General features: G+C 53.0%; 19 protein-coding genes and 1 other annotated feature. Of the genes, 4 read left to right on the forward strand and 15 right to left on the reverse strand.

What is annotated here, in order from left to right; all coding sequences use genetic code 11:
* Positions 1-5: 5 nt before the first annotated feature.
* From RYZ59_RS18035 to ibpA, 6 genes are all read right to left on the reverse strand, one after another.
* Positions 6-536, reverse strand: a complete 531-nt coding sequence (locus tag RYZ59_RS18035; protein ID WP_318049849.1) for a radical SAM protein — start codon at positions 534-536, stop codon at positions 6-8.
* On the reverse strand, positions 533-895 hold the full coding sequence (locus RYZ59_RS18040) for a DUF202 domain-containing protein (protein ID WP_137382181.1): 363 nt from the start codon (positions 893-895) through the stop codon (positions 533-535). The genes RYZ59_RS18035 and RYZ59_RS18040 overlap by 4 nt, the downstream gene beginning before the upstream one ends.
* Complete coding sequence (locus RYZ59_RS18045; RefSeq protein WP_005121491.1) at positions 885-1,232, reverse strand: YidH family protein; 348 nt, start codon at positions 1,230-1,232, stop codon at positions 885-887. Before RYZ59_RS18045 ends, RYZ59_RS18040 begins: the two co-directional genes overlap by 11 nt.
* A 222-nt stretch (positions 1,233-1,454) precedes the next feature.
* Positions 1,455-3,116 carry a putative transporter gene (locus tag RYZ59_RS18050; protein ID WP_318049847.1) on the reverse strand — a complete coding sequence of 554 codons (1,662 nt, stop codon included), beginning with the start codon at positions 3,114-3,116 and terminating at the stop codon, positions 1,455-1,457.
* Positions 3,117-3,240: 124 nt separating this feature from the next.
* Positions 3,241-3,669: a small heat shock chaperone IbpB gene (ibpB, locus tag RYZ59_RS18055; protein WP_005121488.1), complete on the reverse strand. Its 429-nt coding sequence runs from the start codon at positions 3,667-3,669 to the stop codon at positions 3,241-3,243.
* A gap of 94 nt (positions 3,670-3,763) precedes the next feature.
* Positions 3,764-4,177, reverse strand: a complete 414-nt coding sequence (ibpA, locus tag RYZ59_RS18060; protein WP_040231504.1) for a small heat shock chaperone IbpA — start codon at positions 4,175-4,177, stop codon at positions 3,764-3,766.
* Positions 4,171-4,243: a sequence feature (ROSE (Repression Of Heat Shock gene Expression) occurs in the 5'-region of heat shock genes and acts as an RNA thermometer to modulate expression.), on the reverse strand. (Overlaps the previous gene by 7 nt.)
* Positions 4,244-4,482: 239 nt before the next feature.
* Between ibpA and RYZ59_RS18065 the strand changes: the two genes are divergently transcribed.
* Entirely contained in the window at positions 4,483-4,815 is a 333-nt protein-coding gene (locus RYZ59_RS18065; RefSeq protein ID WP_318049929.1) for a YceK/YidQ family lipoprotein, read from the forward strand.
* Position 4,816: 1 nt separating this feature from the next.
* Here RYZ59_RS18065 and RYZ59_RS18070 read toward each other — a convergent pair whose 3' ends face one another.
* From RYZ59_RS18070 to dnaA, 9 genes are all read right to left on the reverse strand, one after another.
* On the reverse strand, positions 4,817-6,043 hold the full coding sequence (locus RYZ59_RS18070; protein WP_318049844.1) for a DUF3748 domain-containing protein: 1,227 nt from the start codon (positions 6,041-6,043) through the stop codon (positions 4,817-4,819).
* A gap of 64 nt (positions 6,044-6,107) precedes the next feature.
* Positions 6,108-7,232, reverse strand: a complete 1,125-nt coding sequence (locus RYZ59_RS18075; RefSeq protein WP_318049843.1) for a DUF4056 domain-containing protein — start codon at positions 7,230-7,232, stop codon at positions 6,108-6,110.
* The gene (locus tag RYZ59_RS18080) at positions 7,229-8,344 is read right to left on the reverse strand and encodes a BamA/TamA family outer membrane protein (RefSeq protein ID WP_411961730.1); all 1,116 of its coding nucleotides are present in this window, start codon (positions 8,342-8,344) and stop codon (positions 7,229-7,231) included. Before RYZ59_RS18080 ends, RYZ59_RS18075 begins: the two co-directional genes overlap by 4 nt.
* Before the next feature lie 11 nt (positions 8,345-8,355).
* On the reverse strand, positions 8,356-9,366 hold the full coding sequence (locus RYZ59_RS18085) for a hypothetical protein (RefSeq protein WP_318049841.1): 1,011 nt from the start codon (positions 9,364-9,366) through the stop codon (positions 8,356-8,358).
* Between the two features lie 173 nt (positions 9,367-9,539).
* Positions 9,540-10,352: a sugar-phosphatase gene (yidA, locus tag RYZ59_RS18090; RefSeq protein ID WP_137382189.1), complete on the reverse strand. Its 813-nt coding sequence runs from the start codon at positions 10,350-10,352 to the stop codon at positions 9,540-9,542.
* 209 nt (positions 10,353-10,561) lie between these two features.
* Positions 10,562-12,976, reverse strand: a complete 2,415-nt coding sequence (gene gyrB, locus RYZ59_RS18095; RefSeq protein WP_318049840.1) for a DNA topoisomerase (ATP-hydrolyzing) subunit B — start codon at positions 12,974-12,976, stop codon at positions 10,562-10,564.
* A gap of 28 nt (positions 12,977-13,004) precedes the next feature.
* Positions 13,005-14,078, reverse strand: coding sequence for a DNA replication/repair protein RecF (recF, locus tag RYZ59_RS18100; protein ID WP_318049839.1), 1,074 nt, complete (start codon positions 14,076-14,078; stop codon positions 13,005-13,007).
* Positions 14,079-14,226: 148 nt separating this feature from the next.
* On the reverse strand, positions 14,227-15,327 hold the full coding sequence (gene dnaN / locus RYZ59_RS18105; protein ID WP_003023863.1) for a DNA polymerase III subunit beta: 1,101 nt from the start codon (positions 15,325-15,327) through the stop codon (positions 14,227-14,229).
* A 4-nt stretch (positions 15,328-15,331) separates the two neighbouring features.
* On the reverse strand, positions 15,332-16,735 hold the full coding sequence (gene dnaA / locus RYZ59_RS18110) for a chromosomal replication initiator protein DnaA (RefSeq protein ID WP_005121475.1): 1,404 nt from the start codon (positions 16,733-16,735) through the stop codon (positions 15,332-15,334).
* A 606-nt stretch (positions 16,736-17,341) separates the two neighbouring features.
* On the opposite strand from dnaA, the gene rpmH reads away from it, so the two are divergent.
* Genes rpmH through yidD form a run of 3 tightly spaced genes read left to right on the forward strand, consistent with a single transcriptional unit; the run spans position 17,342 to position 18,080 of the window.
* Positions 17,342-17,482, forward strand: a complete 141-nt coding sequence (rpmH, locus tag RYZ59_RS18115; RefSeq protein ID WP_003023858.1) for a 50S ribosomal protein L34 — start codon at positions 17,342-17,344, stop codon at positions 17,480-17,482.
* Positions 17,483-17,499: 17 nt separating this feature from the next.
* Positions 17,500-17,859 (forward strand): ribonuclease P protein component, encoded by a 360-nt coding sequence (gene rnpA / locus RYZ59_RS18120; protein ID WP_003844432.1) that lies wholly within the window; start codon positions 17,500-17,502, stop codon positions 17,857-17,859.
* Positions 17,823-18,080, forward strand: a complete 258-nt coding sequence (gene yidD, locus RYZ59_RS18125; RefSeq protein ID WP_003023846.1) for a membrane protein insertion efficiency factor YidD — start codon at positions 17,823-17,825, stop codon at positions 18,078-18,080. The genes rnpA and yidD overlap by 37 nt, the downstream gene beginning before the upstream one ends.
* Position 18,081 lies beyond the last annotated feature (1 nt).

The following is an 18,081-nucleotide window of genomic DNA, read 5'->3' on the forward strand; positions in this document are numbered from 1 at the left end:
TGATCTCAACGCAGCATCGCCATCAGCTCCATCGGTGAGCGATGCTGTTTAATCAGATCGCGCATGACGCGCATATGGGGTGATGAGTGTTCAAAGAAGGCCTGATATCCCGCACACAGCACATTTTCCCCGTGGATATCCCCATGCACCGGGCAATCACCACGGTAAAATTGCGATAAGGAACATGACCGGCAACGCGCGCTCTGCGGTGAGGTCAATTGCTGTTCAATTTGCATCGCCAGACCGCACCATCGACGCAGCGTTTTATCAAAAAGCTGAATAGATACCCGATTAATATCTTCACGAACCCAGATATCAAATATCGTATTTAAAAACTGTCCCCACCCTTCTGGTGTGACAGATTCAGCCGTCAGGTTGCCTGCTTCATCGCGCTTAATCAGGGGGATAAACTGGACGAGACGAACATCGCCCTGTCGTAAATCACGGTACAATCCAATAGGTTGTAAACTCTTCTGGTGATCAATCACCACCTTTAAAACCCCCTCACTAACATCCATGTCCTCACATACTGTCATGCAAAATTCCCGATATATACGATAAGTTGGCGAACGTGTGTTACAGCAAACAGTATTGCAAGGGATAACACCGCGAGGGAGATCATAAATTTGTCACGCACCGCACGAGATTCAGAAAAATCGCTATGCGTAACATCCATCAGGTTACGGCTGCGGGTGTAGCGCCAGAGAATAATCGCCACAATTGCCAGCACAGCTATCGAAACCCAGAATAACGCTCCCGCCTGATGCCAGTTATGCTTAATCGCCAGCGCCATCAGTGCGCCATAGCCTAGCAACGTACGAAACCAGGCCAGCGATGTCCGTTCCGGTTGTAGACCAGGGTCGGACTGGCGACGAGCCTTACGACTATCCGGCATACAGCACCAGCGCCATAACAATCACCGCCACAAGCGTCAGCATGACGCTGATAATCAGCAGGCTGTTGGTGTACGGCATGTCCTCTTTCAGACGCATCGCCTTTTCATTTCGCAACCAGCGCAGATAACCGTAAATCGCCAGACCACCCGCAAACAGACACAGCAACAAAGCAAGTGCCTCACGGATGACCGGCGTAGCAAAGTCCGGGGCCAGTTGATCAAGACCAACGCCTGCCGCCAGAAAACCCAGCGCAGTGCGGATCCACGCCAGAAACGTACGCTCATTTGCCAGCGAGAAGCGGTAATCCGGCGCTTCCCCAAGGCGGGAAATCTTCATGACGACTCCTTCAATATTGTCGTCTGGTCGTTATACCGGAACAGTGAAGAAGTATGAACCTGATTCGCCAACGAAAGGGAGCGTAATGTGATGAGGCAATGGAAAAGAGAGATGTGCTTGGTAATGGCGACTGGCGTCTTATCCGGCCTACAGTGAACGATGTAGGTCGGATAAGCACAGCGCATCAGGCACTCCTGGATATGCTGGCTGGACAGGTCAGTTTTAACCTAATCCCCAGAAGAGCACCGCCAGCAGTTGCGGGGTAATAATGCGCAGGAACATGACCAGTGGATAAACGGTGGCGTAGGAGAGCGCTGCTGCGCCACTGGTGGCATGCAGGTTGTTAGCAAACGCCAGCGCAGGAGGGTCCGTCATCGACCCTGCCAGCATGCCGCACAGCGTCAGATAATTCATTTTGGCAAAGATACGTGCCAGCAAACCGACAGTAATCAGCGGAATGGCGGTAATGAAAATACCGTAGCCCACCCAGCTCAAACCATCGCCCTGCGTCAGCGTATTCACAAAATCGCCGCCGGATTTCAGACCAACCACCGCGAGAAACAGCACGATCCCCAACTCTCGCAACGCCAGGTTCGCGCTGGGAGGCATAAACCAGTATAGCTTACCGATACTGCCAATACGCCCCAAAATCAGCGCCATAATCAGTGGTCCACCGGCCAACCCCAGTTTTAATGCCACTGGGAAACCGGGGATAAACAGCGGGATTGAACCCAACAACACCCCCAGCCCGATCCCGATAAACACCGGCAACATCTGCACCTGCTGCAGTTTTTGCTGTGCGTTACCCACAACATTGGCAACAGCATCAATCGACGAAGGTCGCCCCACCAGATTCAGGATATCGCCAAACTGCAGGCTGGCATCGCTGCTGGCGACCAGCTCAACCCCCGCACGGTTCAGACGGGAAATCACCACGTCGTAACGTTCTTTAAAATGCAGGTCGCGGATACGTTTACCCAGCACCTGTTCGTTAGTCACCACCACACGCTCAACGCGTAAGTCGGTACCTCGCGTCGACAGCGATGTATCAACCTCCTGCCCAATCACTACCTGCGCATTGTGCAAATCGCCAGGCTGTCCGACCAGGTGGAGCAAGTCGCCCATCTGGATAATCGTCCCCGGCGACGGCACCATTAACGTTTCATCTCGCTTCAGGCGTGAACAGATGATTTTGTCGCTGTTCAGAATAGGGACATCCTGAATCGCCATGTTATTGAGGTTCGGGTTTTCCACACGAATGTTCATCGTCTGAATCAGCGTATGACCGTTGGTCAGCGTTGATTCATGCTGCTGAGCCTCGGACTCAACGTTCACGCGAAAAATGAGGCGCATCAGCCACATGGTGAGCAAAATACCGCAAATACCGAAAGGATAAGCCATGGCATAGCTCATCCCCATCTGATCGACCACATCCCCCGGCGTACCCAGATCGCGCAGAATTTGCTGCCCGGCACCCAGTGCGGGCGTATTGGTGACCGCGCCGGAGAAGATCCCCAGCACCACGGGCAGCGGAATCGCGAAGATCTTATGCAAAAGCGCGGTGACCAGCCCCCCGATAATCACGATCAGCACTGCAAACAGGTTCAGACGCAGTCCCGAAACACGCAGTGAGGCAAAGAAACCCGGCCCGACCTGGATGCCGATGGTGTAGACGAAGAGTATCAGGCCAAATTCCTGAATAAAATGCAGCATATCGCCGCTCAGGGTCATCCCTGCCTGATCGACAAAGTGTCCGACGATGATACCGCCGAACAGCACGCCTCCGATGCCAAAACCAACGCCCCGTACTTTAATGTTGCCGATCCATAACCCGACAACCGCCACCAATGCCAGAACGCTGACCGTCAATGCTATATCACTCATTCTTCTGTTCCCTGTGAATAACATCATTAAGTAAATGGATTCTCGCAGAGTACAGGCGCAATGTATGGGTGGTAAAGCACAAAAAAGCCCCGTCATTTCTGGCGGGGCAAAGGCTTGGAGCTATTTAGCTATTTAATGCGGGACGTTCGCTGATGGCGATACGTTGTGGAGCAATGGTTTCAGGCTCATTACGGGTCAAATCAATATGTAGCAAGCCATTGGTGAAGCTTGCGCCGGAGACTTCCATATTTTCAGCCAGCGTAAAGCTCAGGCTGAATGATTGAGTGACCAGCCCCTGATGCAACCATTTGGTCTCTTTTTCCGGCTGCTGCGGCGTACCTTTTACGGTCAGACGCGTGCCTTCCAGTTGAATATCCAAATCTTCCTGGCGGAAACCGGCTAACGCAAGGGTAATGCGGTAGTGGTTATCATCGCTCTTTTCGATGTTATAGGGTGGGAAGCTTTGGCTTTCACCGGCGTTTTGTAATGCATTGGCCAGTTTGTCAAAACCGATCCATTGACGCAGCAGTGGGGATAAATCGTAGTTACGCATAATATTCTCCTTCTAAGAAGCGAGTAAGTACCTTTCGGCTCCCTGACGGCAAGCCTGTGCTTAGCAGGGCCGCGCAAGCGGCCCGACAGATAAATTAGTTGATTTCGATGCGGCGCGGTTTGTTCGCTTCAGGGATCACGCGCTCAAGCTCGATATACAGCAGACCGTTTACCAGGTTTGCGCCGCGAACGTGGATGTTCTCCGCTAACTGGAACTTGCGTTCGAAGTTGCGTTCGGCAATACCCTGATACAGGTAAGTACGTTCTTTTTGCTCGTCCGCATGCGCGCCTTTCACCACCAGCAAATTATCCTGCGCGGTAATTTCCAGCTCGCTTTCAGCAAAGCCCGCAACGGCAATTGCAATGCGGTAGTGGTTTTCGTCTACCAGCTCAACGTTGTACGGAGGGTAGCCACCATTGCTTTGGCCCTGGTTGTTTTCCAACAGGTTAAACAGACGATCAAATCCAATAGCAGAACGATATAGCGGGGATAAATCAAAGTTACGCATAATCAATAGCTCCTGAAATCAGCGAGAATGTTGGACCTTCCATCTTGGACAGGTCAGGTAGCCAGGACACCCATCAGGCATGCCCTTCATTTGTCTACACCCTAAAAATGGGTCTTAATACAAACTTTTCAAGCGTACTCCTCTGACTTTTTTTGCAGTTTGTTGTCTATTGCATACACTGGGGGGAGCAGTCGTTATCGTTAAATCGCGATTGCCGCCACAGTGCGACAAGATGGTGATGTTATTTTCGCAACGGATCGCTTTAACTCACCATGCAAACACGATGATTAGCAGATGAAATAATGATGATAAAAAAAATGGTGTTAACACTGATGATGTGCAGCGGGATGGTTTTTCTCAGCGGCTGCTCCAGCGTGATGTCACATACCGGAGGGAAAGAAGGGACCTATCCAGGCACCCGTGCCAGCGCCACAATGATTGGCGATAGCGATACGAACTGGGGAACAAAGTCGTTGGCTATTCTGGATATGCCTTTTACTGCAGTTCTGGATACGGTACTGCTCCCGTGGGATCTCTTTCGCAAAGATAACTCGGTCCGATCTCGCGTAGAAAAGAGCGAGGAGAAAACGCAAGCCACCAACGCCGTTATCCCCCCAGCTCAAATGCCTGCGCCTTAAGTTAACGTCCGGTTTCTGTCACCCATAGCTGGCGGAAACCGTCGACGTCTTCCATCCATGCAACCTGTCGGCCATCAGGAGAAAAGACAATCGCGTCTGCTGAAGGTGGGTTGCCATGGCTGGTCGTTAAAAATTCAATCTCTCCCGTCTGCGCATCGCAGCAGGCAATTCGGTTTTCCAGCACAAATCCCAGCCATCGCCCCGACGGATGCCAGTTAAATGCCGACTGAATATCCGTGGCGCTCCGGGTTAGTTGACGCGGCTCCCCCCCTTGCACGGTAATGAGCCATAACTGCACGATACCGTTGTCATCACGCATCAGAAACGCAATTTCGGCTGCCTGTGGATTGCTGCGCACCCAATGGCGCGGTTGATTCACCAGCCCCGGGAAGGCGCGATCGTGAGTAAACGTCAGGCGGCGCTGAACGATGCCGGCTGGTGGCGCAGGCATTGTTGCTTCCGTTCCCTCCAGAGGCGCATCGCCAGGCTGTTTCCAGCCGCTTTCATGGCGTGGCAAATCAACGATAAACAGTTCCGGTACTTTTTCGCCACTGGCAGACAACGTATCGCCGATAAAGGCCAGCGTATGATTTCCTACCCAACCTTCTTCATAAGCACGGTTAATCTCATCGCTGCCCGGTTTGGGTTCCGGCGTAGTCTGACTGACCAGCACACACCAGTGGCTACCGCTGTACTCACGCGGGTGATCTGCTGACACAGTCACCGGGCCATAGGGAACCGCCACGCCAACGTTACGTAAATCCAGTGCCGGAGAACACTCATGCAGCACATGGTCGTTGTAGGTGAAGCTAACAAACTCACCGTTCGGACTAAAGACATGCACATGACTACCGCCACGCAGCGCGCCTGGGGTATACGGCGCGGTAATATCCATCGCATCCAGATTCGCCACTGCGGTCTGGGTCGCAATCACACCACGGCGATGATGAAAATCGTAATGCCATGTTTCATCAGGGTTTTCTGGCCCATGAATAAAGATATACTGCTCAGACTTAGGATGAACGGTCACCACGCCGACATGTGCGCCTTGTGTAGCACGGTAAATGACGTCAACCTCGCCGTCCTGCACATTCACTCGCTCAATAGTTTCACCCGTAAATGACGCACCGGAAGGGCGCACGTCATAGACCAGCCACTGGCTGTCCGGTGTCCAGGTGTTGATATTGGTAAGCTGATGATTACGTGCTGCAAAGGTGATTTGTTTCATGGCGGTGTCCCGGACAAAAAATACCGCTCCTTTTTACCACGCACAGCGCGTATCCCATAAGCCTTTAGCGGGCCGCAAGCGCATCAGCTTGCTGAGCGTTCACCGCCAAAGCGGGGAAGTCCTCGAACGTATAGTAACGAATGGGCGACGGTAACCGCTCCATTGCGGTACCCGGCCACAGTTGCAACTCTCCGACAGCATTGAGATCAACGCCCTGCCAGTGGTGCGGCAGCGCCAGTCGCTGCAGAACAGCCTGCTCGCCGGGCACGCGTGTCGGCAAACGATTATCCCCCATCTGATAATTACGCCGCAGCACCAGATACTTTTCCGGCACCCGACGCCGGCTGTTCCACCAGCGGCCGTCCAGCATATCGAAATGGAAACGGGTGAGTTCCGGCGACTGAGCGCCAAGATGGACCAGTGCCTGGCGAAGTGCCGTTCCCATCGCCACCTCGTATACCCCCTGAGAAACTGTTTGCCCCTCCAGAATCAGTGACACCGCCAGGCGGGCACCAAGCAGGTTGGAGTAAAGATCTTCTGGCGAAAAAGCAGAAACACCTTCAGAAAATCCGGGAACAGACTCAAAACCGTACCATTGCGCAATTTCATGCCACTCCGCGACCTGAAACGCCAGATGAGCGGCCAGCCAGGCTGCCAGCGTGTAACGCGCGACAGGATCGGTTGGTGGTGTAAAGGCATTAAACACTAACCGACGCTGAGCCAGTTCGCTATCCAGATCGAGCGTAAACGCCTGCCCCAGTTTCGGCAGGATCTGACTAAAGATATAGACCGTCATATCAGCGGTATCACGCACGTGGGCGGTATCAATAAAGCCACCGTGAGCGGTGTAGAGAATGCCGTTATTTTCACGGCTTAAGCCGGTCAGGTTTTCCAGCCCGGCCAGCATGCTATCGTTGTACTGATGCAATCCAAGGTGGTCCGCCGGGACCACGTTATCCAGCTGATAAAACGGTACCGGCATGCCCAGCAATTGTGCATGCAAGTTGTAGCCAAATGCACAGCAAGGACGTAACCCTTTAGGCAGTGGCTGTGGCGGCATAGCAGGCCACGCGGTGGTCGCCCTCGCTGTTGCCTGCGGAGCCAGATCTAATGCCACCGGTAGTGCCGCCCCAGCGCGGCCTGCGAGAAGTAATGCCAGTAACGACATGGTTTTCAGCAACCTGCTCAAAATGCCTCTCCGACCTGAAAATAGAAACCGCTACTGCCTTTACCGATGCCGTAATCCAGGCGTACGTTGACGCGTGGCTTGAATTCAAAGCGATAACCGACTCCTGCCGAGGGCAGCCAGCGTCCGTCGTCCAACGCACTAAATGATGGCCCCATGGTACCCGCGCCCAGCCAACCGACCACGCCGTGCCGCCAATCGAGCTTGCGGCGATACTCAAGTTGTCCGCTGACGACATTCTTATCCCGATAGCGCCCTTCGTAATAACCACGCATGCGTTGATTGCTACCGAGCAGCGGCATCATGTTCCACGGCACGTCACCCTGAGTAAAGGCACCGTCCATCTCCCATGCCAGTACGTCCTGGTCGTCCAGGGAGTGGTAACGACTGTAGTGCAACTGGTACTCATCAAACCGGGTATCGCTCCCCACATCGGGCGTATAACGGGTATAGCGTACGTCGGCATACTGCCCTTTACGCGGATTAGGAACGAAATCACGATCGTCCCAGCTCAGTTCCACGCTACTCCCGGAACTGAGAACCGATGCCCCCTGCGGCGTATTTTCAATTTTCGGTGGATCGTTGTCGTCCATTTGCGCAGCATGCTGCGCATTCAGCGACCAGCCGACGCCCAGATAGACATTAGGCGCAACCCGACGATACAACGTGGGGTGTAGATCCAGCACCTGAGCCGTATATTGCTGTTTTTGGCTGTCTTTATCTCCGGCACTAAATCCCTGCCCCCAGTACCAGGTTGGCGTATCGGTTAATGCGCCATTGAGAAAGAAACGCCAGCGATCGTCGGCGAAAAAAGCATAATTCTGCATCGTGATGCCAAAGGCCCCCGTTGAGCTAAAGTAGCCGCTCAGCGTCAGCGTCGAATTTTGACTCACCGTATCGTTCGGATCGGGTCGATACATCCCCACCACTGCCGTCCCGATCCCCAGCCCCAGTTCCGGGGTATAAAACGGCCCCGGCATTACGCCCCAGTCGATACCTTTACTGGCGTTAAAGTTATCGCTGGCGCCCAGTGTATTCAGCCAGCCGTCAACCTCGTTGCGGGTCGGTAGCGCCGACTGAACGCATCCGGCAAACAGGCAGAAAAACAGAAGCAGGCCGATGCGCGTCAAAAACGGTACTCTCCCGCCATGAAAAAGCTATTACGGTCGGCGAAGCCAATTTCGGTGGTGATATTAACGTTGCGGGTCAACTCATATTGCGCGCCTACCAGCACGTTCCAGGGGGATTGCAGGTGTTGTTTAACATCGAAGCGACCATTGCCATCCTTGTTCGCAATATCCACCATTTTTTGCAGCGCCGCAGAAGGCATAGTGAGATCGTTCAGGCTGCCGCTAAATTCTTGCTGCACATCCTGATACATACTGCCCACCCACAGATTTAACTTGCCGGATGGCATGTGCAGGGCCTCCACGCCGGGAGTGGTCAAGCGATAACCTACGCGCGGAGAGACGGTAAAGGCATTAATACTGCCATCAAGGATATCGAACTGCGTTTGCGTATAGTTGGCATCAAAAGCCGTAAACCAGTTGCCCACTCCGCCAACCAGAGTCGTTCCTACACCGTAGGTTGTGCCTTTAAAGTCGAGCTGAAATGCCAGATTCTGCAAATTGGCTGGTGTGCGGTATTTACGTGGTCCTTTGATTCCTACACCTATCTGCGAAACAGAGTGTCCGTCGGTATAGCCAATCAGACCATAGACGTTCATAAAAGGCAGTAGCCAGGCATCCAGTTTTAAGGTTTCGGTTTTACTTCTCTCCCGGGTATTGCCGACGTTGATTTTAAACGCGTTATCCAATGAGTGACCGCGCAGGGAGAGACCGTTGAAATTAATACTGTCTACATTAATATTTTGCCTGATATTCATGTAGTTAATATTCACGCCAAACGGCTCAGGTAGGTCGTAGCCACGTTTACGTGCCTCCTCACCTAAAAACGGCAAAACAGCGTGGCTTGTTGTTGGTTTAGCCGCGGGTTTTGTCGGCAAAGAAGTAGCCTGACCATCGTCCTGATAGTCATACAGCGGTGTCAATGTTGAGCCAGAATCCGTCGCAGCCCAGGCTTGAAAAGCCAAACAGGAAGACGTCATCAACACCAGGCGGATGCGCGTGTTAGTCATAAGGAAACATAGTTGCAGGCAGGAATCGCCCGAATATAAAAGAAGGGGGGAGAGTATAGAAGTTACGTGCTAAGTGGGGGGATTAATGTGCGATTTCACATCTGATAATACAAACATGATTTTTATAACATTCTTAATGTTTTATGCCAGGCCGAAGCCAGGCATAACGTGTATCAGGAGAGGACGTACTTCTCAATCGCCCAGGCTACGCCGTCTTCAAGATTGGATTTCGTCACGAAGTTAGCCACTTCTTTCACCGACGAAATAGCATTATCCATTGCAACGCCTACGCCTGCGTATTCGATCATCGCGATATCATTTTCCTGATCGCCAATCGCCATAATCTCTTCCGCTTTAATGCCCAACGCATCGGCCAGCGATTTTACGCCAGTCCCTTTATTGACGCGTTTATCCAGAATTTCGAGGAAATACGGCGCACTTTTCAGCACGGTGTACTTCTCTTTTACCTCTGCTGGAATACGCGAGATGGCTTTATCGAGGATCTCTGGTTCATCAATCATCATCACTTTCAGGAACTGGGTCGCCGGGTCCATGTTCTCTGCTTCACAGAACACCAGTGGGATGGTCGCGACAAAAGACTCATGCACCGTGTAGTAACTGATATCACGGTTGGCGGTATACAGCGTATTGCGATCGAGTGCGTGGAAATGCGAGCCAACCTCCCTGGAGAGTTGCTCCAGGAAACGGTAATCATCATAGCTCAGCGCGGTTTGCGCAACGGTACTCCCGTCTCCGGCTTTCTGCACCAGTGCACCGTTGTAGGTAATGCAGTAATCACCGGGTTGTTCCATATGCAGTTCTTTCAGATAGCTGTGAACGCCAGCATACGGGCGCCCCGTGGTCAGCACCACATTCACACCTCGCGCGCGTGCCGCGGCAATCGCCGTTTTGACCGCAGGTGAAATGGTGTGATCGGGCAGCAGAAGTGTGCCATCCATGTCGATAGCAATAAGTTTGATAGCCATGAGTTCCCCGGATTAAATGAGTCCGTCCTCATGCTAACGCGATTCCGCTCAAAAAACAGCTACGAAAAGGGGGATAGAAAGGGGAATTGGGATTCCCCTTTTGTAGATTGGTTGTCGTTTGCAGGCCTGATAAGCAACGCGCCATCGGGCACAATACAACGTCTTGCCGGATGGCGGCATAAACCGCCTTATCCTGCCTACAGATTGGCTTAAATATCGATATTCGCCGCTTTCAGGGCGTTTTCTTCGATAAATGCACGACGCGGTTCAACAGCATCACCCATCAGGGTGGTGAAAAGCTGGTCAGCGGCAATCGCATCCTTCACCGTAACGCGCAGCATACGGCGGCTTTCCGGGTCCATAGTGGTTTCCCACAGCTGTTCCGGGTTCATCTCGCCCAGACCTTTATAGCGCTGAATCGCGAGGCCACGACGGGACTCTTTCACCAGCCAGTCCAGCGCCTGCTCGAAGCTGGTAACCGGCTGACGACGCTCGCCACGTTCGATAAAAGCATCGTCTTCGATCAGGCCACGCAGTTTCTCACCCAGCGTGCAGATACGACGGTATTCGCCGCCGGTCACAAACTCGTGGTCCAGCGGATAGTCGGTATCAACGCCGTGCGTACGCACGCGGATCACCGGTTCGAACAGGTTCAGTTCAGCGTCTTTACGCACAAAGCTGTTCCAGGTGCTGCCGTGTATTTCGTTTTCATTCAGCACGTTAACCAACTGGGAAACCCAGGCCGTCACTTTCGCTTCATCAGCAAGATCGGCTTCAGCCAGCGTCGGTTGGTAAACCAGTTCCTTCAGCAGTGAGCGCGGGAAGCGGCGCTCCATACGACCAATCATCTTCTGCGTGGCGTTGTACTCAGAAACCAGTTTTTCCAGCGCCTCACCCGCCAGCGCCGGCGCGTGGGCGTTGGTGTGCAGCGTAGCACCATCAAGGGCGATAGAAATCTGGTACTGATCCATCGCTTCATCATCTTTGATGTACTGTTCCTGCTTGCCTTTCTTCACTTTGTACAGCGGCGGCTGCGCAATGTAGACGTGACCGCGTTCCACGATTTCCGGCATCTGACGATAGAAGAAGGTCAACAGCAGCGTACGGATGTGCGAGCCGTCGACGTCCGCATCGGTCATGATGATGATGCTGTGATAGCGCAGTTTATCCGGGTTGTATTCGTCGCGACCAATGCCGCAGCCCAGTGCGGTGATCAGCGTCGCCACTTCCTGAGAAGAGAGCATCTTGTCGAAGCGCGCTTTCTCAACGTTAAGGATTTTACCCTTCAGCGGCAGAATGGCCTGGTTCTTACGGTTACGTCCCTGCTTCGCAGAGCCGCCCGCTGAGTCCCCTTCCACCAGGTACAGTTCAGAGTGGGCCGGGTCGCGTTCCTGACAGTCTGCCAGTTTGCCCGGCAGGCCCGCTAAGTCCAGCGCGCCTTTACGGCGGGTCATTTCACGCGCACGGCGTGCCGCTTCACGGGCACGTGCCGCATCAATAATTTTACCGACGACGATTTTCGCGTCAGACGGGTTCTCAAGCAGGTATTCGCTCAGCAGTTCGTTCATCTGCTGTTCTACCGCCGATTTCACCTCAGAGGAGACCAGCTTGTCTTTGGTCTGTGAGGAGAACTTCGGATCCGGTACTTTCACGGAAACAACGGCAATCAGGCCTTCACGGGCATCGTCACCGGTAGCGCTGACTTTCGCTTTTTTGCTGTAGCCTTCTTTGTCCATGTAGGCGTTCAGGGTACGGGTCATCGCCGCACGGAAGCCTGCAAGGTGAGTGCCGCCGTCACGCTGCGGAATGTTGTTGGTGAAGCAGTAGATATTTTCCTGGAAGCCGTCGTTCCACTGCAGCGCGACTTCCACACCGATACCGTCTTTTTCGGTGGAGAAATAGAAGATATTTGGGTGAATTGGCGTTTTGTTCTTGTTGAGGTATTCAACAAACGCCTTGATGCCGCCTTCGTAGTGGAAATGGTCTTCTTTACCGTCGCGCTTATCACGCAGGCGGATGGATACGCCAGAGTTCAGGAAGGACAGCTCGCGCAGACGCTTCGCCAGAATGTCGTATTCGAACTCAACGACATTGGTGAAGGTTTCGTGGCTTGGCCAGAAACGGACCTGGGTACCGGTCAATTCTGTTTCGCCGGTTACCGCCAGCGGTGCCTGCGGCACACCGTGCACGTAAGTTTGCTGATGCACTTTGCCTTCGCGGCGAATCACCAGCTCCAGCTTCTGCGACAAGGCGTTAACCACGGAGACACCTACGCCGTGCAGACCGCCGGACACTTTATAAGAGTTATCATCGAATTTACCGCCTGCGTGCAGCACGGTCATGATAACTTCCGCTGCCGAAACGCCCTCTTCCGGGTGAATACCGGTTGGAATACCACGGCCATCATCGGTAACGGACACGGAATTGTCAGCGTGAATCGTTACCACGATATCTTTACAGTGACCCGCGAGCGCTTCGTCGATAGCGTTATCTACCACCTCGAATACCATGTGGTGCAGACCGGTGCCGTCATCCGTGTCGCCGATATACATACCCGGGCGCTTACGCACCGCATCCAGTCCTTTCAGGACTTTGATACTGGAGGAGTCATAAGAATTCGACATCAACGTTTCTCGCTCATTTTATCTTGGGTTAATCCGTTATTTTACCCTTTTCCACGGTAAACATCTTCGAATTTTCATCGGACATGTCTATAACGTGTTCAGCGCTGATTGCGCTGACAAAGACCTGAGATTGCGTGGCTTTTAAGCGGCTGGCCAGCAGTCCGCGACGCGCGTCATCCAGTTCAGAGGCAAAATCATCTATCAGGTACAGGCAGCGCCGCCCGCTTTCACGGGTCAGGAACTCCCCTTGCGCCAGACGTAAGGCGCACATCAGCAGCTTTAGCTGCCCACGCGACAACGTATCTTCCACCGGCGCACCGTCGGCGCGAATGCGGAAATCCGCCTTATGCGGGCCGTGCGCAGTGTAGGTCAACATGCGATCGCGTTCAAAACTGCGTTCCAGCACTTCGGCATAATCAGTCTCTTTCTCCCAGCCGCGCTGGAATGAGAAGGAGAGAGAAAACTCAGGAAGAAACTGCTGGCAGGTATCCGCCATATCCTGCGCGATACCGGCGCTGTACTCCGCGCGCCAGGTGCTGATTTGTTCCGCCAGTGGGATCAGTTCTTTATCCCACGGGCGCAGTTGCTCATAACGACTCACCTGGCGCAGTGCTGCATTGCGCTGCTTGAGCAGTCGCTTCAGGTTGCTCCAGGCGGTGAAAAATCCGGCTTCATTGTGAAAGCATCCCCAGTCAAGGAATGCTCTTCTGTATTTGGGGCCGCCATTGAGCAAAGTAAACCCCTCAGGCGTGATCAGCTGCATCGGCATCAGGTGCGCCAGTTCTGCGACCTTGTGCCCGTCAGTACCGTCAATGCGCACTTTGCTGTCGCCCTGTTTGTCTTTCGTCAGGCCAATCGAGGTCTCACGTTCTTCCCCCTGTAAACGCCCGTGGAGGACAAACGATTCCTGCTCGTGGCGAATCACGCGGCCAATTTGCAAACTACGAAACGCCCGACCATGGCCAAGCGTATAAATTGCTTCCAGCACGCTGGTTTTGCCACTGCCGTTAGCGCCAACCAGAAAGTTAAAGCAGGGAGATAAAGCGAGATCCGCATTTTCGATATTGCGGAAGTCTTTGATTAGTAGTCGGGATAGCGACATATCAACTCGTCATCATTCAAGGGGCGTGGGTGTCGCAGCCAGTTCGTCTACCGCCAGCGCGCAGAAAGCGGAGCGTACACGAAGTACGTGAGCATTTCGAGCACTGCCGGAAGGCGAAATGGCAAGTAAACCAGCCCCTTTGCAGATTCTACAATCTCATAGGCATGACGACATAGGCCGCGGATTGTGACGCTGCATCTTCAATCTGTACGCTCGATACGGAGTCGGTCAGCAGAATACGCACGTTTTCGCACTTCAGCGCATTCAGGACATCCAGTACGTAGCTCACGTTAAAGCCGATTTCCAGTTCTGTACCAGGATAGGAAACATCCAGAATTTCTTCTGCTTCTTCCTGCTCCGGGTTGTTGGCAGTGATTTTGAGCTGGTTTTCGCTGACATACAGACGCACGCCGCGGAATTTCTCGTTAGAGAGGATCGCCGCACGAGCAAACGCCTGTTTGAGGATATCGCAACCGGCTTCCAGATGTTTGTCCGGATTCTTCGGCAATACACGGCGATAATCCGGGAAACGGCCATCAACCAGCTTAGAGGTGAAGATGAAGTCACCAACGTGCGCACGAATGTTGTTGCTGCCAATCTGCACGCGCAGCGGGTTATCGCCGCCGTCGAGCATACGCATCAGTTCAATCACGCCTTTACGCGGTACGATCACCGAATGGCTAGGCAACGGCTGACCAACAGGCATTGAACAGACCGCCAGGCGGTGACCGTCGGTCGCCACGGTACGCAGCTCTTCCCCTTCGGTTTCAAACAGCATGCCGTTTAAGTAGTAACGTACGTCCTGATGCGCCATCGAAAACTGCGTGGCTTCAATCAGGCGCTTCATCGTCGCCTGCGGCAGGGTGAATTCGACTTCGCTCTGCCAGTCATCCAGATTCGGGAAGTCGGCGGCAGGCAGCGTAGACAGCGAGAAACGGCTGCGGCCAGAACGCACCAGCATACGGTCGCCTTCCAGTTGAACGGCAATTTCCGCACCTTCCGGTAATCCACGGCAAATATCGAAGAATTTACGCGCCGGAACGGTGGTCGCACCAGGTTCATGAGGCTGGATTAGCGCCACGCGCGCCACCATCTCCATCTCGAGATCGGTACCGGTCAGCGAAAGCGTGCCGTCAGCAACCTGCAGCAGCAGGTTTCCGAGAATAGGCAGTGTAGGACGTCCACCCAGCGGGCCGCTGACCTGCTGAAGCGGTTTTAATAAATGTTCACGTTCAACGGTAAATTTCATAGCGTCACGAAGATAATGTTCTGATTAAATTGGAGAAATCTTCTTTAATATCATGGCTTTCTTCACGCAACTGCTCAATCTTGCGGCAGGCATGAAGCACGGTAGTATGGTCACGCCCACCAAACGCGTCGCCAATTTCCGGCAGACTATGGTTAGTGAGCTCTTTTGCCAGCGCCATCGCCATCTGGCGCGGACGAGCTACCGAGCGAGATCGACGCTTAGAAAGCAGATCCGCAATTTTGATTTTGTAATACTCCGCCACCGTCTTTTGAATATTGTCGATGGTGACCAGTTTTTCCTGCAAAGCCAGCAGATCGCGCAGCGCTTCGCGCACGAAATCGATAGTAATCGCCCGGCCAGTAAAGTTAGCGTTGGCGATCACGCGGTTCAGTGCGCCTTCCAGTTCACGCACGTTAGAGCGTAGGCGCTTGGCAATAAAGAACGCCACCTCACCCGGCAGACGAATGTCATTTTCGTCGGCTTTTTTCATCAGGATCGCGACGCGCGTCTCCAGTTCAGGCGGTTCGATCGCGACGGTCAGCCCCCAGCCGAAGCGGGATTTCAGACGATCTTCAACGCCATTGATCTCCTTCGGATAGCGATCCGATGTCAGGATGATCTGCTGATTTCCTTCCAGCAGGGCATTAAAGGTGTGGAAAAACTCTTCCTGCGATCGTTCTTTATTGGCAAAGAATTGAATATCGTCAATCAGCAACGCATCAACGGAACGGTAATAGCGTTTAAACTCTTCGATCGCATTGTTTTGCAGGGCTTTAACCATGTCCTGCACAAAACGCTCGGAGTGCATATACACCACCTTTGCGTTCGGCTTACGCGCCATAATGCCGTTACCTACCGCGTGCAGCAGGTGGGTTTTACCCAGACCTGTACCGCCATAAAGGAATAACGGATTGTAGGCGCCGCCAGGATTGTCCGCCACCTGACGCGCCGCCGCGCGCGCCAGTTGGTTAGATTTACCTTCAACGAAGTTATCAAACGTATGTTTGACGTTGACGTTAGAGCGATAGGTAGGCTCTGCCGGGGCCGGCACGTTATCCCAGCCGGGGCGCGCCGCCGGAGCGACTCGTTGCGGTTGCACTTGTTGAGCCACATGCGCAGGCGTAACGATGTTATTCACCGGCGTCTTCAGCGTTTGCGTGACAGGTTTAGTGCCAACTTCAAAACGCAGCTGTGGGGCATCCGCTCCGCAGAAATTATTCAGCAATCCATTAATATTATTGAGGTATTTATCCCTTACCCAATCGAGCACAAAACGGTTTGGCGCATACAAAGCCAGCGTGTTATCGCTCAGTTCCGCCTGCAACGGGCGTATCCACATACTGAATTCTGTGGCTGGTAACTCATCCTGCAATCGGGCAAGACACTGCTGCCAAAGCGAAAGTGACACGGCGGACTCCACTCGAACAAAAGTCGATAAATGACAAAGGCTGAAACATTCATGATTGTTGACGCACATCGACAAGACCCTATGCAAAGGGTGACGTGCGAATTGCTATCTGCAATTTTTACCCGATCAGGATCCATTGAAACGATCAGGACCGCGGATCATAGCGTAAACTGAGAAAGAGATCTTCTGTTTCTCACAGATTCTTCCCGATTTATCCACAGGATGATCCAGAATCGGCTAAGTGTAAACGATCCTGGAGAAGTGCTGCAGGTTTTCGCGCGCATATTGAAAAAATTAATGAGTAAAGATGCTTTACTGCTTAAACGATCTAATAAAGATCCCGAGCGATCCTTGCGCTTTATCCACCAGCCCGTATAATTCTTACCCCCAGCGAGTAACGGTCGCCTTACGGCGTCAACGCTGCCTGTTTTTTACACAAAACCACGTGAAAAAAAACGGGATATAAGGAAAGAGAATTGACTCCGGAGTGTACAATTATTACAATCCGGCCTCTTTAATCACCCACACTGTGGCGTAAGTCGTTCGAAATTCGTTCGGGTATACGCAAAAGTCAGTGAATTTATTCAAGTTTAGGTAGAAATCGCCATGAAACGCACTTTTCAACCGTCTGTACTGAAGCGCAACCGTTCTCACGGCTTCCGTGCTCGTATGGCAAATAAAAATGGTCGTCAGGTTCTGGCACGTCGTCGTGCTAAAGGCCGTTCTCGTCTGACCGTTTCTAAGTAATAAAAGCTAGCCCCTGAGTGGTTAAGCTCGCATTTCCCAGGGAGTTACGTTTGTTAACTCCCACTCATTTCACATTCGTCTTCCAGCAGCCACAACGGGCTGGCACGCCGCAAATCACCATCCTCGGCCGCCTGAATTCGCTGGGGCATCCCCGTATCGGTCTTACAGTCGCCAAGAAAAATGTTAAACGTGCGCATGAACGTAATCGGATTAAACGTCTGACGCGTGAAAGCTTTCGTTTACGTCAGCACGAGCTTCCAGCAATGGATTTCGTGGTGGTGGCGAAAAAAGGGGTTGCCGACCTCGATAACCGTGCTCTCTCGGAAGCGTTGGAAAAATTATGGCGTCGCCATTGTCGCCTGGCTCGCGGGTCCTGATAGCCCTCATTCGGGTCTATCAACGCCTGATCAGTCCGCTGCTTGGGCCGCATTGCCGTTTCACTCCAACCTGTTCGAGCTACGGAATTGAGGCATTGCGCAGGTTTGGAGTGATAAAAGGCAGTTGGTTGACGGTGAAACGCGTATTAAAATGCCACCCTTTACACCCTGGTGGTGACGATCCCGTCCCGCCCGGACCATTTGATACCAGAGAACACTAAC

It is taken from the genome of Citrobacter sp. HN-141, from assembly GCF_033341895.1.
Taxonomy (GTDB): Bacteria; Pseudomonadota; Gammaproteobacteria; order Enterobacterales; family Enterobacteriaceae; genus Citrobacter.

Bases quoted from the DNA above. Each gene is read 5' to 3' on its own strand.
- RYZ59_RS18070 (WP_318049844.1), bottom strand. From the start codon at position 6,043: ATGAAACAAATCACCTTTGCAGCACGTAATCATCAGCTTACCAATATC.
- recF (WP_318049839.1), bottom strand. From the start codon at position 14,078: ATGTCGCTATCCCGACTACTAATCAAAGACTTCCGCAATATCGAAAAT.
- RYZ59_RS18040 (WP_137382181.1), bottom strand. From the start codon at position 895: ATGCCGGATAGTCGTAAGGCTCGTCGCCAGTCCGACCCTGGTCTACAA.
- RYZ59_RS18065 (WP_318049929.1), top strand. From the start codon at position 4,483: ATGATAAAAAAAATGGTGTTAACACTGATGATGTGCAGCGGGATGGTT.
- rpmH (WP_003023858.1), top strand. From the start codon at position 17,342: ATGAAACGCACTTTTCAACCGTCTGTACTGAAGCGCAACCGTTCTCAC.
- RYZ59_RS18085 (WP_318049841.1), bottom strand. From the start codon at position 9,366: ATGACTAACACGCGCATCCGCCTGGTGTTGATGACGTCTTCCTGTTTG.
- yidA (WP_137382189.1), bottom strand. From the start codon at position 10,352: ATGGCTATCAAACTTATTGCTATCGACATGGATGGCACACTTCTGCTG.
- RYZ59_RS18035 (WP_318049849.1), bottom strand. From the start codon at position 536: ATGACAGTATGTGAGGACATGGATGTTAGTGAGGGGGTTTTAAAGGTG.
- dnaN (WP_003023863.1), bottom strand. From the start codon at position 15,327: ATGAAATTTACCGTTGAACGTGAACATTTATTAAAACCGCTTCAGCAG.
- ibpA (WP_040231504.1), bottom strand. From the start codon at position 4,177: ATGCGTAACTTTGATTTATCCCCGCTATATCGTTCTGCTATTGGATTT.
- RYZ59_RS18050 (WP_318049847.1), bottom strand. From the start codon at position 3,116: ATGAGTGATATAGCATTGACGGTCAGCGTTCTGGCATTGGTGGCGGTT.
- ibpB (WP_005121488.1), bottom strand. From the start codon at position 3,669: ATGCGTAACTACGATTTATCCCCACTGCTGCGTCAATGGATCGGTTTT.
- yidD (WP_003023846.1), top strand. From the start codon at position 17,823: ATGGCGTCGCCATTGTCGCCTGGCTCGCGGGTCCTGATAGCCCTCATT.
- gyrB (WP_318049840.1), bottom strand. From the start codon at position 12,976: ATGTCGAATTCTTATGACTCCTCCAGTATCAAAGTCCTGAAAGGACTG.
- RYZ59_RS18045 (WP_005121491.1), bottom strand. From the start codon at position 1,232: ATGAAGATTTCCCGCCTTGGGGAAGCGCCGGATTACCGCTTCTCGCTG.